This window comes from Haladaptatus sp. CMAA 1909, from assembly GCF_043952005.1.
Lineage (GTDB): Archaea > Halobacteriota > Halobacteria > Halobacteriales > Haladaptataceae > Haladaptatus.
Genome location: NZ_JBIOAV010000001.1, coordinates 2,994,726 through 3,009,628, shown reverse-complemented (window position 1 = coordinate 3,009,628; position 14,903 = coordinate 2,994,726). Strand labels below are relative to the sequence as shown.

Genomic DNA, 14,903 nt, shown 5'->3' with positions numbered 1-14,903 from the left:
GTTCTTTCCTCTCGCCCGGAACCTGCGCCGTTCACGGGGAGCGAACCTTGGACCGGAACGCCTCCGGAGCGGTGTCGGGGTGGATGGCCGACGAAAGGTCGGCCGTGTACACCATCGGCCACGGCAGACCGCGGGTCACGCGCAGCGTGTCGCCGTCGATTCGAACGTCGCGAATCCGCCGCCACGGGACGAGGGAACCGCCGACTTGGCTGTCCGGCCTGATGAGCAACCCGTCGTCGAGCGCGACGAGTTCGATTTCCTGTTTGCCGGTCAACAGCGACCCGATGGTCGTCCCGATGAGCGTTCCGACGAGCGCCGTGGAGACCAGTTGCACCGTGACGAATTTACCGAGAATTAGCCGGAGTACGAGCACACCAATGACACTGGCAACCAGCGCGTGTGGCAGTTCGTAGAGTCGCGATTTGGTGGCGGCGACATCCGCTCGGACCGACCGTGTCTGGTACAGTATCTCCGCGTACCGGCCCGACGCGAAGGCCGTCGTGACGAGCGCGACCACCGCGAAGACCGATAGCCGGATGAGGAGTCCGGTCGTGGGTTCGTAGTCGGAGTAGGTATCCGCGAGGAGGGCACCCACGAGGGGAGAGACGCCGACGATGGCGAACGACCAGCGAAGTCGAGAGGACACCGCGCGGTCGAGTTCGTCGCGGAACTGCTCGGCGGCGGTCCACCCGAGGAGGGTAACGAGGAGACCGATTTCTATTTCGTTTGCGGGTGCGTCGGGCCACAGCCACGGGAGGGAAACGGCGACGGCGCTCCCGAGAAAGAACCCGAGGGCGATGCTAAACGGGCGAAACCGGGGAGGGCGGAGCTGCATGCGAAACGGTTGTGTTTCTAACCTTATCAGTGATTCGTTAGTTCAGAACGGACAAGGGGAGAACGAGAACCGTCCGAATCGCTCCGGGAGGTTCTCGAACGAGCCACCGCGTCCGACCCGGAGGAGCGCTACGGGACTGCGCTGGCCTTCGCGGACATGCTCCGCTGGTCGGTGCGGAACGGGTAGCACCGGAACACGACTCCGGCGAGCAAAGTTGATAGCTGAGCGAGACGTTACTACGAGTGCGATTGGGGGAGTTCGCGTGGGGGCACTTGGATACGACAGACTCGGAGGAGTGGCGAGTATCGCGCTTCGGAGGGTTCGCTCCGAACTACGGCTAGCGTTCGTCGTCTTCGTGGGAGGGTTTCTGGCGACGTTCTACGGACTTCGGTACTGGATATGGCCCGCGCTGGAGCACCGACTGCTGGAGTCGAAGGCCGTCGTCGTCGCGGTGACGCCGTTCGATGTGGTCCTGCTACAGGCGAAATTGGGGCTCATCACCGGGATACTGATGGCCGCGGTGTTTCTCGTCTATCGGACACGAAGGACGGAGCGGGGCGGGGACCTCTCGCTGCCGGGAACGCGGCGGACGCGACTGCTCGTCGCGGTGATAGTGGTCGCCCTGTTCGGCGGCGGCGTGGCCTACGCCTACTTCGTCTTCCTCCCGCTGTTGTTCGACTTCCTCGTGACCAACGCGATTCAATCGGGGTTCCAGCCGACCTACTCCATCGTGGAGTGGACGCAGTTCGTCCTCCTGTTGACGGTGGTGTTGGGGTTCACCGCCGAATTGCCGTTGCTCATGGGCGGATTGGTGTACACGGACATCGTTCCCTACGACCTGTTCCGGGACCGCTGGCGCTACGCAGTTTTCGGCATCGTCGTCCTCAGTTCGATGGTGAACGGTTCGCCCGACCCGTTTTCCATGTCACTCGTGGCGATACCGATGACGACGCTGTACTTCGTCGGACTCGGTTGTGCGAGGCTCGTGGACCGCGGGAGTCGAACCGGCGGCGAAGGAAGGCGTCCCGCCGATATCGACCTCGCGGCCCTCGACACGTCGGGGATTCGTTCCGCGCCGCCGGAAGCGTTCGACTCGCTCACGGAACACGAGGCGCTCGAACTGGCGGATGCGGCGCTGGACGATGGCGACCACGAGCGGGCGACCGCCATCCTCGACCGCTTCGACGCGGCGAGCGCGGACAAGAACGACGGAGAAGCGGAACGAGCGGGGCAATTCGGTGAACAGGAACGCACCGACGAAAGCGGATTGACGACCGCCGTCGAGGGGACCGCGGCCCGGATGGCGTCGGTGTTCACGGAGGAGGAGAAAACGGAGGACGACATCGGCGGGTACTACTACGACCTTCGGTTCGTGGTCGGAAGCTTGAGGGGAAAGTCAATTCGCCTCGCGGGGGTGTTCATGGCAGTCGTCGCGGTGACGTTCACGTTCCTCTACGGCGGCGGTATCGGCGCGATAAAGCGGGATTTCCTGACGGAGCTTCCGGCGGGGGTCAATCCGGACGCGCTGAACATCGTCCTCCTGCATCCGGTCGAAGCCCTCGCGTTCGAGATGAAGGTGAGCGTCATCGCGGGTGCGGTGGCGGTGCTGCCGTTGGTGCTGTACTACGCGTGGCCAGCGGTCGAATCCCGAATGGGTGCGCGCGCCGACCGGAACGTGTTCCTCGTCTGGGGTGGCGCACTGACGGTGGGCCTGCTAGCGGGGAGTTTCGTCGGCTACCGCTACGTCGCGCCGGAGGTCATCTCCTACCTCGTCGCCGACGCTCGCGCCGCGGACATGATAATCGCCTATCGGACCGCCGCGTTCTTCTGGCTGGTGTTCGCCTTGACCGTCGGCGTCGGCCTGCTGGCCGAAGTTCCGGTGACGATGCTGTTGTTCCATCATGGGAACGTCGTTCCTTATCGGACGATGCGGCGGCGCTGGCGTGAGGTTTCCGTCGGCGTGCTGTTCGTCGCGGCGATGCTTCCGGGGGGCCTGCTGTTGATGCTGTTCGTCGCGCTCGCGGTCATGGTCGCATACGGCGTCGGGTTGGCAGTGCTGTGGGCGGACTCGCTGGGCGGGCGGTTGTTACGGGTGGCGACGTAGGCCCTTCGACCCGCGACCGGAGTCGTTCAGAAACCCCTTTACCGACCGCCCGGGAACGGACTGGTATGTTCCTGACGTTCAGGGAAGAAGTCGAGGAGGCCCTTCTCGGGGCACTCTCCAGCCTCGACCTTCCGACCGACGACCTCGGAATCGAGACCCCCCCGGAGGGCGTGGACGCCGTGCTCGCTTCCAGTGCGGCGTTCCGACTCGCCGGGGAAGTCGGCGCGCCGCCACCGAAAGTCGCGGCCGACATCGCGGCCGAAATCGACGCCGACGACTACGATCACATCGCGGCGGCGGTTGGGCAGGGTCCGTACGTCAATTTCCTGCCGAGCGACGCGTACTACGAGGAGACGGTCGAAACGGCACAGGACGACGAGTACGGCCGCCTCGAACCGACCGGCGAGAGCGTCGTGGTCGAACACACGAGCGCCAATCCGACCGGCCCGGTTCACGTGGGACGTGCGCGCAACCCGATTACCGGGGACGCCATCGCGCGCATTTTGGACTTCGCGGGTAACGACGTCGAGCGCCACTACTACGTCAACGACGCGGGCCGCCAAATCGCGGTGTTCACGTGGGCGTACGAGACGTTCGACGAGGAGGACCTCCCGGAACCCGAGCGCGAACGCGCCGACTACGACCTCGTGCGCTACTATCGCAAGGGGAACGCCTATCTCGAAGAGGCGGATCCGGAAGCCGTCGACGAGGCAGAAACGGAAATCGCCGCGATTTTGCGGGGCCTCGAAGAGCACGACGAGGCGACCTACGAGCGCATCAGCGAAGTGGTCGACACCGTCCTCTCCGGAATGCGCGTCACGTTGGACCGCCTCCCCGCGGAGTTCGACGAGTTCGTCAAGGAGACGCGGTTCATGTTCGACGGAAGCACCGACGACGTGGTGTCCCGTTTGAAGGAGAGCGAGTACGCCGTCTACGAGGACGACGCGTGGCAACTCGACCTCTCGGAGTTCGGCTTCGAGAAGAACCTCGTCTTCCTGCGCTCGGACGGAACCAGCCTGTACATCACTCGTGATTTGGCCCACCACGAATGGAAACTCGACAACTACGACCGCGCCGTGACGGTCGTCGGCGAGGATCACAAGCTACAGACCGACCAACTCGCCCAAACCCTCGAAATTCTCGGTAACGACACCGACACGTTGACCGCGTTCCACTTCTCGTGGGTCAACCTCCCCGAGGGTGGCATGAGCACCCGGAAAGGAACCGGCGTCGATATGGACGACCTGCTGGACGAGGCCGAAAAGCGCGCCCGCGAGGAGGTCGAAAGTCGGATGGACGACCGCATCCGCGACGACGACCTCACCGAGGCCGACATCGACCGCATCGCCCGGCAGGTCGGCATCGGCGCGGTTCGCTACGACATCATCTCGAAACAGCCCACGAAGAGTATCACGTTCGAGTGGGAGCGCGCGCTCGACTTCGAAGCCCAGAGCGCGCCGTACGTCCAGTACGTCCACGCGCGCTGTTGTGGGATTCTCGCGGAAGCGGGCGAGGTGCTCCGCACCTCGGATATGGCGAGCGGTGATGAACCGCGAGCAGACGGGGAAATTCCGTCCGAAATCGACCCGTCCGTCCTCGGTTCCGAGCCGGAACGGGATCTCATCGAAGTCATCGCCCGCTTCCCGCACGTCATCGAGGAGGCCGCGGCGGACCTCGAACCGCACGCCGTCGCCACTTACACCCGCGAGTTCGCGGAGACGTTCAACACGTTCTACCGCGAGTGTCCGGTCCTGACCGCCGAAGACGAGGAGGTCCGCGACGCCCGTCTCGCCTTGGTCGCCGCCTCCAAGCACACCATCGCGAACGCGCTGGGCGTCATCGGCATCGAAGCGCCGGAGTCGATGTAGGCCAAACCAAACGCCGATAAACGAGTATCGTGTGAGAACGAAGAGGATCGCAACGCGACGGATCCGTCGGTGAATGATGCTGTATCGGGTTCGGATGCAGATGATACTCGGTTACGGTGTTAGTTGACGGGAGCGAACCGCCGGGAGGGTGGCCAGCCACGAATCGACGTGGATGAACCCCGCCCCCGAGAGACTGCCACCGACGTACAGAATCCCGGCGTAGGCCAGTCCGAGCGCGACGAGGAGGAACAGCACTATCCACCAGAGCGGAACGGAATCATCGTTCACCATTTCCTTCAATAAAGTACCGCTAGCTACTTGATTATTCGCCACGTCACGACGTGATTCGCGGTTGCAGAGACCGGCGACCGAAGGGGGAAAACGGCGATAGGGAGGAAAATCGGTCACCGGAACAGGGAACCGATTCGGCCGAGGAGCCCGTTCTTTTCGTCACCGGGGCGACCGTCGTCATCGGTCCCGTCGGAGTCGGGGCCGGGGCGAACAGGTTCGTCCTGAAACGGAACCGCCTCCAAGTCATCCGTGTCATCGTCGCCGTCCGGTTCGGCTTCGACGATTTCGTCCGGTAGGTCGGCGGAGGAGTCCGCGGATTCCTCGGATGTCGATTCGGCGTGTCGGTCGGTTTGGTCGGAGAGGACGGTATCGAACTCGTCCGCGTCGTCCGTCGGGATATCGGCGTCGAGCGGCGGACCGTCGGCGTCATCTACGACCTCCTCGGAAGACGCCTCCGTTTCTAGCGGTGCCGGTTCCGCGGACGGCACGGAACCGTCCGCGTCGTCGCCGGTTTTGACGACTTTCCGATCGATGAGTTCGTGAACCGGGTCGGAAGCGGAGTCCGAGATTTCGGACGTTTCGTCTTCGGGGGGAGAAACCGGATCGGGACCCGATTCGGCGGAATCGTCTTTGAGCGGTGGGGTTTCGGACGATGAACTCTCGGATTCGGGTTCCGTTTCGGACTCCAATTCGGGATCCGTTTCCGACTCCGATTCAGGTTCCGTTTCCGATTCGGGTTCCTGTTCGACTTCCGGCGCTGATTCGGAGTCGAGCGGGGAATCGAACGGGGAAGATTCGGTTTCCGAATTCGAAGCGGTCGCCGTCGAGTGAGACGCCTTCGGGTCGGGGTCGGCGTTTTCGTGTTCCGCGGGTTCCGACTCCGGGGACGGGTCGGAACCTGGGGACTCCTCGGGGGTACCGAGTTCGAATTCGGCGTCGGAAAGCGACGGGACGTTCGACGCCGACGTGTCGGGTTCGCCGGAGAGTTCGGGAGTGTCCGTCTCCCCGGAGAGGATGTTCGAGAGTTCGCGGTAGGCCGTCGCCGCGGGACTGTTCGGCGAAAAGAGGGCCAGCGGCCGACCGGCATCGATTCCCATCGGAACGGTTTCGTCGTCCGGGACGACGGTGAGAACGTCCGTGTCGAGCGTTCCTTCCACGTTGTCCGCGTTGAGGATGTCGTTTCCGCGCTGGGTGAGGACGGCACCGCGAACGGTTCCCTCGACGCGGGAGGTGAGTTCCGCGGTTTTGGCGGTGTCCCGCACGGAAGCCACGTCGGGCGTGGTGACGAGGAGAACGTCGTCCGCGAGCGAGAGCGGGAGGATGGTGTCGTAGCTGATGCCGGCACCCGTATCCAGCAGGACGTACTCGTACTCCTCTTTGAGTTCGGCGACGACGCGCTGTAGCTGTGCCGTCTGTGATTGTGCGAACGTGTAGATATCGGTGCTGCTCGGCAATACGTCGATGTCGCCCGGCGCGTGGTAAATCGCCTCCTCGACGCTCGCATCGCCCGAAAGCACTTCGTGGAGCGTCGCACCGTCCATCTCGAAGTCGAGGTAGCCGCCGACGTTCGCCATCCCGAGGTCCGTATCCACGACGACAACCCCGTGGTCCGCCGCCGCGAGCATCGCCCCGAGGTTGATTGCGGTCGTCGTCTTCCCCACACCTCCCTTGCCGCTTGCAACCGCGAACACTGTCCCTGTCATGGTCGTTGTGTCAAACCGAACAACAGCACGTATATAAACCTAGTCCGTTAGACGATGCAAATTATAAGACAGCCAACACGGCGCGTTCGTCCCATCGAAGCGGAGTGTACCGCCAGCGGGAGTTTTCGTGAATCGTACTCGAATCGGGTCTGACAGGCATTTATGTCATCACGTCATCATCCGAATCGGACGGACAGTCGCCGGTTCAAAAGTCATACTACGACTCGCTCCGAAGGGCCGGTATGAACGAACCGGGTATCGACGTGCTGATGGACCAAGCCACCATCCGGCGTCGCGTGGACTCGGGAAGGGTTCCGAATTGGGGCGTCGGCCACTACGAGAGCTTTCGGGACGGCCTGCTCGGGGAGCGAAACGGAACGCCGTTCCCGTGTTATTTCGGCATCGAAACCGAACGGGAGGGCGACGCGCTGTACACGTTCTGTCCGTCGATGACCGACAAGGACGCGCTCCTCTCGCTCGGCGAAACCATCGTCGAATATCACGAGGTGTACGAGGACCACAGCGAGCGCGCGCCGCTGACCGTGTTCTTCCGACCGCCGGAGGAGGAGTTCACGGAGGCGGAGTATCACGAGACGATGTGGCACGTATTGCAGTTCCTTCACGTCCACGACCCGGAACCGTGGCCCGAGGAGATTCCGACCGACCCGGACGACAACGAGTGGGAGTTCTGTTTCAACGGCGAACCGATGTTCCCCACCTGCCGCGCACCGTTTTACGAGGGCAGGAAAAGCCGCTACTGTCCCGTCGGCCTCGAAATCACGTTCCAACCGCGCTCCATCTTCGAGGGTTCCAACCGCGCTCCATCTTCGAGGGCGTGACCGCGGACACGGAGCGCGGAAAGCGGGCGCGGGAAATCATTCAGGAGCGGATGGAGAGCCACGACGGCGTGTGTCCGCACACGCAACTCGGCGACTGGGGCGTCGAAGGCGACCGCGAGTGGCCCCAGTACCTCTTTTCGGAGGACGAGGAGCAAGCGCCGGACGAATGCCCGATTCGGACCACCCGCGAACACCCGAAGAGCGGAATTCTCATCGGCGCATGACGCCCGAAATCGACCTCCCGAACGACGCCGTACTGCTCGCCATCGACTTCCAGCGGGGCTTTTCCGACCCGGCGTGGGGCGAGCGCAACAACCCCGACGCCGAGGAGCGGGCCGAAGAACTCCTTCACGCGTGGCGGGAGGCGGAGCAACCCGTCGTTCACGTCCGTCACGATTCGACGGAGGAGAACTCGCCGCTCCGCGGCGATTCGGACGGCTTCGCGTTCATTCCGGGGATGGAACCGTCCGACGACGAGATGGTCTTCGAAAAGCACGTCAACAGCGGCTTCATCGGGACGGGACTGGAAACGTGGCTCCGCAACGGCGGGTACGACACCGTCGTCGTCATCGGGTTGACCACGGACCACTGCGTTTCGACCACGACGCGGATGGCGGAGAATCTCGGCTTCCGACCGTTCCTCGTCTCGGACGCAACGGCGACGTTCGACCGGGTGGCACCAGACGGGACGGAAATTTCGGCCGAGACCAACCACCGCGTCGCGCTCGCACACCTCGACGGCGAATTCGCGGCGGTCGTGGAGACCGACGACCTGCTGTCGGCGGTGACGTGATTTTTCCCTCGAACATCGCGCTAACACCCCGCAAGCGAGGTCAAAGGTTACTTACCAGTTGGAGCGGCTAGAAGGGAGTAATGAGCCAGCAGGACGGAGAACAGTCCGACAGGAAAAAGTACGAGTTCCAGAAGGTCATCGAGGACTTGAAGGAGTACGAAGGCTCGGGGACCCAACTCGTCACCATCTACATCCCGGAGGACAAGCAGATCAGCGACGTCGTCGCGCACGTCACCCAAGAGCATAGTGAAGCGAGCAACATCAAGTCGAAACAGACGCGGACCAACGTGCAGGACGCCCTCACATCTATCAAGGACCGACTGCGCTACTACGACACCTTCCCGCCGGAGCGCGGAATCGTCATCTTCAGCGGAGCCATCGACACCGGCGGCGGTCAGACCGACATGGTCACGAAGGTGCTCGAAAGTCCGCCGGACCCGGTCGAGTCGTTCCGCTATCACTGCGACTCCCAGTTTTTGACGGAACCACTGGAGGAGATGCTCGGCGACAAGGGCCTGTATGGCCTCATCGTCCTCGACCGACGCGAGGCGACCGTCGGGTGGCTGAAAGGCAAGCGAATCGAGCCGGTCAAATCCGCCTCGTCGCTCGTCCCCGGCAAACAGCGCAAAGGTGGTCAGTCCGCCCAGCGTTTCCACCGACTGCGCCTCGAAGCCATCGACAACTTCTATCAGGAAGTCGCGGGAATGGCGGACGACCTGTTCGTCCCGAAACGCCACGAGATAGACGGCGTCCTCGTCGGCGGTCCGTCGCCGACGAAGGACGAGTTCCTCGACGGTGATTACCTCCACCACGAACTCGACGGGAAGGTACTCGGCAAGTTCGACATCGCCTACACCGACGAATCCGGCCTGTACGACCTCGTCAACGCCGCCGAGGAGACGCTCGCCGACGCGGAGGTCATGAAGGACAAGCGGGAGATGGACGAGTTCTTCCGCGAACTCCACGAGGGCGACCTCGCGACCTACGGGTTCGAACCCACGCGCCGAAACCTCATCATGGGGTCCGTGGACCGTCTGCTGCTCTCCGAGGACCTTCGCAAGGACGTCGCCGTCTTCGAGTGTGGCGACAAAGACGAATACGAGTTCATCGACCAGCGGAAGGCGGACCCGAGCCACACCTGCGAGGACGGAACCGAGGCCGAGATGACCGAACGCGAGGACGCCATCGAGTTCCTCATGAACATCGCCGAACAGCGCGGGACCGAGACGAAGTTCATCAGCACCGACTTCGAGAAGGGTGAGCAACTGATGAACGCGTTCGGCGGCGTCGCCGGCATCCTCCGCTACTCGACCGGCGTGTAAATCGCTGTCCCGTTTCTGCTGACTTCTCCCTGTTTTTCGCTACTCTTCGTCCCGTTTCGGCATCGTCGAGTAGTGAGGATTGAACGCGATGTCCGGTCTGTCGTCCGGCATCGTGGAGTACGAGAACGTGACCTTCATGTCCGGGCGATCCCCCGGCCCGCCGCCGGTGCTGTCGTCCCCTCTCCCGCCACCGGACCCCAACTCGCTCTGGGCGATTTGGTCCTTCAACCGGTCTCGGGCGTCGTCGATTTGCTCCCGGAACTGCTCGGCGTTCTCCCCCAGTTCGGACTGGAGTTTTCCCTCCGTCGCCTTCGAAGCCATCTCGGCCGTGTCGCCGGTCATATCGCCGAGACCGGAGTCACCCTCGTCGGAACCGCCGGAATCGTCGCCCGAGAGCGAGCCAATCGCATCCGACAACTCCGTTCCCTGCTCCCACAGGTCCTGCATCTCCTCGGAACTCCAGAACTCGCGGAAGTTGATGGCCTTCACGAGTTCCTTCGAGTCGAGCGCATCCCGCAGGTTTCCGCTCTCGACCGCATCCGGGACGTTCTCGAACTCGATCGCGTTCGGTAACTGCCCGACGTCGACGGTCTTCATGAACGCGTCGGCGTCGAATCCGTCGAACACGTCCCCCGCTTCGTCGAGGAGGGTCCAGAGGGAGTCGGCTTCCTCCGACACTTCCTCGAACGTGTCGGCCGATCCGAAGGCGTCTTCGAGTCGCGCCAGCGCCCTCCCTATCCGCGTCATGAGTTTCGGTCGGGAGTTCTCGTCGTCGAACTCCTCGATGGACTGTCCCAGCCGATTCGAAAGGTCGTCGAGGTCGGTTGACATGGTGTATCACCTGTTGGGCGGCGAACCGTCTCGGAAGGACGGCCGTTCCGGGACTACGGGGTCCGACATGCACAGGCATAAGCGCAGTCGCTAGTAGCGAACGGTCGGAGCGAGTAAGGTCCCATTACCCGTGTATCGATTCTCCGTCCGCGGCCGCACGGCGTGCCCGAAGTTCGAGATACGAGACTGCCGAGGCGATGGCGAGGACGAGAACGCCCGAGACAGCGTGAAACGTGGTGCGGCTAGACAGTACGCCTGCCGCGAACTCGACACCCACTCCTATCACGAACAGTTTCGTTGGAATCGGAAGGAGTGCGACGACCACGACGAACGTGGCGACCCGCCGGAGGGAGAGACGCCAGCGGAACGTGACCAGATATGCGGCGGTTCCGGCGGCGAGAACGCAGAGCGCGAGAACGCCGTTTTTGGTGACGGTCGGAATGGCGATTCCGTAGAACGCGACACAGAACGCGATGGAGAGCAAAAAGGTCGAAACCAGCCAGTGAGTTTGTCGCTTCATGCCAACCTCGGAAGCCGTTCGTATCGGCGTCGATAGACGAGGAGATACGTGATGAAAAGCAGAATCACGAAGTAGACAGGTGTGTAGAGGATTTGCGTGAACACGTCGGGGGGTCCGAGTACGAATCCGAGAACCATCGCGCCGATATAGCTGATGGTGAAGGTTGCCGCGAGACCCTGCCACGGCGTCGGCGGGTATCGCCGCTCGTTCGCCCGTCGAACGACGAGGAAGTAGTAGAGGGCGGCAGGCCAGAATATCGGTCCCAAAACCGCCCAATAGGAAGGGGATGAACTGCCGCGGGCGGTCGCGTCACTTCGCATCCAGTACGAAAACGACACGATTCCGAAGAGGATTACCAGCAGAATGGGGATGGAGGCGAGATAGGTAACAATGGGGATAGACATAACCATCGATTCACGTTGGAATACAAATATTTTCTGCCGTTGTTTACGATAACTGGCAAGCCAAGGACGACGTTCGTGGAGCAATCCCCGCCGGACGGGTCGTACTGGTCGGACTGCACAACCGAACTCACTTTATTGCCGGGAGCACTCACATCGCACATGAGCAGGTTCGCCGAAGTAGACGACCAGTACGAACCACACTCGGTGGAAGACCGGGTGTTCGACTACTGGGACGACGTGAACGCCTACGAGAAGACGAAGCAGGCACGAGAGGGTGAAGAGCGATTCTTCTTCGTGGACGGGCCGCCGTACACCTCCGGCGCGGCGCACATGGGCACGACGTGGAACAAATCGCTGAAGGACGCCTATATCCGCTACAAGCGAATGCGGGGCTACGACGTGACCGACCGGCCGGGCTACGACATGCACGGCCTACCGATCGAGACCAAAGTCGAGGAGCGTCTGGGCTTCGAGAACAAGAAGGACATCGAGGAGTTCGGGATGGAGAACTTCATCGAGGAGTGCAAGGAGTTCGCCAACGACCAACTCGACGCGATGGACGAGGACTTCAAGTCCTTCGGCGTCTGGATGGACTGGGAAAATCCCTACAAGACGCTTAGTCCCGAGTACATGGAGGCGGCGTGGTGGGGATTCCAGCGCGCCCACGAACGCGGACTCGTGGAGCAGGGCATGCGCTCCATCAGCCAGTGTCCGCGCTGTGAGACGGCCATCGCCAACAACGAAGTCGAATACGAGGACGTTGACGACCCGTCCATCTACGTGAAGTTTCCATTGAAGGACCAAGAAGGAAGCCTCGTCGCGTGGACGACGACGCCGTGGACGGTTCCGGCGAACACGTTCGTCGCCGTCGACGCGGACGGGACCTACGCCGAAGTTCGGGCGACCAAGGACGGCGAGAGCGAGACGCTCTACGTCGGCGAACCGAAGGCCGAGGAAGTCCTGAAGAAAGGTCGGTACGACGACTACGAAGTCGTCGACGAACTGACCGGCGAGGAGATGCTCGGGTGGGAGTACGAACACCCGCTCGACGACGAAGTGCCGAACCACCCGAGCGGCGAAGGGACGTTGCAGGTGTACGAAGCCGACTACGTCGACGTCGAGGGAGACGGTACCGGCCTCGTCCACTCCGCGCCCGGCCACGGTGAGGAGGACTTCAATCGGGGCCAAGAACTCGGCCTCGACATCTTCTGCCCCGTCGGCGGCGACGGCACGTACGGCCCGGAAGGGGGCAAGTACGAGGGGAAGTTCGTCAAGGACGCCGACGAGGAAATCATGGCCGACTTGGAGGCGGGCGGCCACCTGCTCGCGTCCGGCACCGTCCACCACAGTTACGGCCACTGTTGGCGGTGTGACACCGGCATCCTGCAGATCGTCACCGACCAGTGGTTCATCACGGTGACGGACATCAAGGAGGAACTCCTCGACAACATCGAGGACAGCGAGTGGCACCCACAGGAAGCCCGCGACGAACGGTTCTACAACTTCGTGGAGAACTCGCCGGACTGGAACGTCTCGCGCCAGCGCTACTGGGGCGTGCCGATACCGATCTGGACACCGGAAGGATGGGACGGGAACATGAAAGACGTGGTCGTCGTCGGCACGCGCGAGGAACTCGTCGAGGCGGTGGACCAAGACGTGGACCCCGAGGACGTGGACCTACACCGTCCGACGGTGGACGACCTGACCATCACGAAGGACGGGACGACCTACACCCGCGTCCCGGACGTGTTCGACGTGTGGCTCGACTCCTCCGTCGCGTCGTGGGGCACGCTCGACTACCCGAGCAACGAGGAGGATTTCGAGGAACTGTGGCCCGCCGATCTCATCATGGAAGCCCACGACCAGACCCGCGGGTGGTTCTGGTCGCAACTCGGCATGGGCACCGCCGCGCTCGACGAAGTGCCGTACGACGAGGTGCTGATGCACGGGTGGGCGCTCGCCGAAGACGGCCGCAAGATGTCCAAGTCCATCGGGAACATCGTCTCGCCCGAGGAGGCAATCGAGCGCCACGGAGCGGACCCGATGCGCCTGTTCCTGCTCTCGCAGAACCCGCAGGGCGAGGACATGCGGTTCTCGTGGGACGAGATGCAGAACATGCAGCGGAGCCTGAACATCCTCTGGAACGTGTTCCGGTTCCCGCTGCCGTACATGCGACTGGACGACTTCGACCCGAGCGAGGTGGACGTAAAGGACGCCGAAACCGAACTCGTGGACGAATGGCTCCTGTCGCGGTTACAGACCGTGACGGCGGAGATGACCGAGGATTGGGAGGACTTCCGACAGGACAAGGCGCTCCGCGCGCTCCTCGACTTCGTCGTCGAGGACGTCTCCCGGTTCTACATTCAGGTCGTCCGCGAGCGCATGTGGGACGAGGCCGACAGCGAGAGCAAGCGGGCCGCCTACGCGACGTTCCACCACGTCCTGAAGGAACTGGTCGCCCTGCTCGCGCCGTTCGCGCCGTTCGTGAGCGAGGACATCTATCAGAACCTCACGGGCGAGAGCGGCGAGGAGAGCGTCCACATGCTCGACTGGCCCGAGGTCGACGAGTTCTGGCAGGACGAGCAGTTGGAGGAGGACGTGGCCGTCCTCCGCGCCGTCGAGGAAGCGGGTGCGAACGCACGCCAGCAGGCCGAGCGGAAACTCCGCTGGCCCGTCTCGCGAATCGTCGTGGACGCACGGGATGAATCGGTCGTCCACGCCGTGGAGAACCACGGCGACCTGCTGGCGGACCGCCTGAACGCCTACGAGGTCGAACTGGTCTCGCCCGACGAAGGGTGGGGCGAACTCGCCTACAGCGCCAAGGCGGACATGAGCGTCCTCGGTCCCGTGTTCGGCGGCGACGCGGGCAAAGTGATGAACGCGCTCAACGAGGCGCGCGTCACGGAACCGGACCTGTCCGCGCTCGAAGCGGCGGTTTCGGACGCGCTCTCCGAGGACGTCGAACTGGACGACGAGATGGTCGAGTTCGTCACGAAGACGCCCGACGACGTGTCCGGCGCGGCGTTCGACGTGGAAGGGACGGAACTCGGCGTCGTCTACGTCGATACCGCTCTCACGGAGGACATCGAGAGCGAGGGCTACGCCCGCGAGGTCATCCGCCGCGTGCAGGAGATGCGAAAGGAGGAGGACCTCGACATCGAGGAGAATATCCACCTCGAACTCGACGTGCGCGACGAGCGCGTCGCCGAGTTGGTCGAACGGCACATGGACCTCGTGAAGGAGGAGGTCCGCGCGGAGAGCGTCGGAACTGTCGAGGACGGCTACCGCAAGACGTGGGACGTAGAAGGCGTGGAGATGGAAATCGCCATCTCGCCGCTTGCGGAAGCGGAAGCGTAGGACGTCGAACCGCGAACGGCGAAGCCGTGAGCGGGC

The 14,903-nt window shown here is 63.1% G+C and carries 11 protein-coding genes and 1 pseudogene; 6 read left to right on the top strand and 6 right to left on the bottom strand.

Annotated elements, in window-relative coordinates; all coding sequences use genetic code 11:
* Window positions 1–31: 31 nt before the first annotated feature.
* A complete protein-coding gene (locus tag ACGYLY_RS16220; RefSeq protein ID WP_395283925.1) occupies window positions 32–835 on the bottom strand; it encodes a hypothetical protein in 804 nt (267 codons plus the stop codon).
* 262 nt (window positions 836–1,097) lie between these two features.
* Between ACGYLY_RS16220 and ACGYLY_RS16215 the strand changes: the two genes are divergently transcribed.
* Window positions 1,098–2,939, top strand: a complete 1,842-nt coding sequence (locus tag ACGYLY_RS16215) for a twin-arginine translocase subunit TatC (protein WP_395283926.1) — start codon at window positions 1,098–1,100, stop codon at window positions 2,937–2,939.
* 65 nt (window positions 2,940–3,004) lie between these two features.
* Window positions 3,005–4,807: an arginine--tRNA ligase gene (argS, locus tag ACGYLY_RS16210; protein WP_395283927.1), complete on the top strand. Its 1,803-nt coding sequence runs from the start codon at window positions 3,005–3,007 to the stop codon at window positions 4,805–4,807.
* A 111-nt stretch (window positions 4,808–4,918) separates the two neighbouring features.
* Here argS and ACGYLY_RS16205 read toward each other — a convergent pair whose 3' ends face one another.
* Together ACGYLY_RS16205 and minD are read right to left on the bottom strand one after the other, a co-directional pair.
* On the bottom strand, window positions 4,919–5,098 hold the full coding sequence (locus tag ACGYLY_RS16205) for a hypothetical protein (protein ID WP_395283928.1): 180 nt from the start codon (window positions 5,096–5,098) through the stop codon (window positions 4,919–4,921).
* A gap of 113 nt (window positions 5,099–5,211) precedes the next feature.
* Complete coding sequence (gene minD, locus ACGYLY_RS16200; RefSeq protein ID WP_395283929.1) at window positions 5,212–6,801, bottom strand: cell division ATPase MinD; 1,590 nt, start codon at window positions 6,799–6,801, stop codon at window positions 5,212–5,214.
* Window positions 6,802–7,043: 242 nt separating this feature from the next.
* Between minD and ACGYLY_RS16195 the strand changes: the two are divergent.
* From ACGYLY_RS16195 to prf1, 3 genes and pseudogenes are all read left to right on the top strand, one after another.
* Window positions 7,044–7,864 (top strand): annotated as a pseudogene (locus ACGYLY_RS16195) (YqcI/YcgG family protein).
* Window positions 7,861–8,433, top strand: a complete 573-nt coding sequence (locus ACGYLY_RS16190; protein ID WP_395284189.1) for a cysteine hydrolase family protein — start codon at window positions 7,861–7,863, stop codon at window positions 8,431–8,433. The pseudogene ACGYLY_RS16195 and the gene ACGYLY_RS16190 overlap by 4 nt, the downstream one beginning before the upstream one ends.
* An 80-nt stretch (window positions 8,434–8,513) precedes the next feature.
* Window positions 8,514–9,755, top strand: a complete 1,242-nt coding sequence (gene prf1 / locus ACGYLY_RS16185) for a peptide chain release factor aRF-1 (protein ID WP_395283930.1) — start codon at window positions 8,514–8,516, stop codon at window positions 9,753–9,755.
* A 39-nt stretch (window positions 9,756–9,794) separates the two neighbouring features.
* Here prf1 and ACGYLY_RS16180 read toward each other — a convergent pair whose 3' ends face one another.
* The 3 genes from ACGYLY_RS16180 to ACGYLY_RS16170 all read right to left on the bottom strand — a co-directional run bounded on the left by ACGYLY_RS16180 (window position 9,795) and on the right by ACGYLY_RS16170 (window position 11,510).
* Window positions 9,795–10,586, bottom strand: a complete 792-nt coding sequence (locus tag ACGYLY_RS16180; protein ID WP_395283931.1) for a hypothetical protein — start codon at window positions 10,584–10,586, stop codon at window positions 9,795–9,797.
* A gap of 124 nt (window positions 10,587–10,710) precedes the next feature.
* Window positions 10,711–11,106, bottom strand: a complete 396-nt coding sequence (locus ACGYLY_RS16175; RefSeq protein ID WP_395283932.1) for a hypothetical protein — start codon at window positions 11,104–11,106, stop codon at window positions 10,711–10,713.
* Window positions 11,103–11,510, bottom strand: a complete 408-nt coding sequence (locus ACGYLY_RS16170; RefSeq protein ID WP_395283933.1) for a hypothetical protein — start codon at window positions 11,508–11,510, stop codon at window positions 11,103–11,105. Before ACGYLY_RS16170 ends, ACGYLY_RS16175 begins: the two co-directional genes overlap by 4 nt.
* A gap of 159 nt (window positions 11,511–11,669) precedes the next feature.
* Between ACGYLY_RS16170 and ileS the strand changes: the two genes are divergently transcribed.
* Window positions 11,670–14,867: an isoleucine--tRNA ligase gene (gene ileS / locus ACGYLY_RS16165; RefSeq protein WP_395283934.1), complete on the top strand. Its 3,198-nt coding sequence runs from the start codon at window positions 11,670–11,672 to the stop codon at window positions 14,865–14,867.
* Window positions 14,868–14,903: the final 36 nt, after the last annotated feature.

Coding starts and splice junctions, on each gene's coding strand:
- ACGYLY_RS16180 (WP_395283931.1), bottom strand. CDS start 10,586: ATGTCAACCGACCTCGACGACCTTTCGAATCGGCTGGGACAGTCCATC.
- ACGYLY_RS16170 (WP_395283933.1), bottom strand. CDS start 11,510: ATGTCTATCCCCATTGTTACCTATCTCGCCTCCATCCCCATTCTGCTG.
- ACGYLY_RS16220 (WP_395283925.1), bottom strand. CDS start 835: ATGCAGCTCCGCCCTCCCCGGTTTCGCCCGTTTAGCATCGCCCTCGGG.
- minD (WP_395283929.1), bottom strand. CDS start 6,801: ATGACAGGGACAGTGTTCGCGGTTGCAAGCGGCAAGGGAGGTGTGGGG.
- ACGYLY_RS16175 (WP_395283932.1), bottom strand. CDS start 11,106: ATGAAGCGACAAACTCACTGGCTGGTTTCGACCTTTTTGCTCTCCATC.
- ACGYLY_RS16205 (WP_395283928.1), bottom strand. CDS start 5,098: ATGGTGAACGATGATTCCGTTCCGCTCTGGTGGATAGTGCTGTTCCTC.
- ileS (WP_395283934.1), top strand. CDS start 11,670: ATGAGCAGGTTCGCCGAAGTAGACGACCAGTACGAACCACACTCGGTG.
- argS (WP_395283927.1), top strand. CDS start 3,005: ATGTTCCTGACGTTCAGGGAAGAAGTCGAGGAGGCCCTTCTCGGGGCA.
- ACGYLY_RS16190 (WP_395284189.1), top strand. CDS start 7,861: ATGACGCCCGAAATCGACCTCCCGAACGACGCCGTACTGCTCGCCATC.
- prf1 (WP_395283930.1), top strand. CDS start 8,514: ATGAGCCAGCAGGACGGAGAACAGTCCGACAGGAAAAAGTACGAGTTC.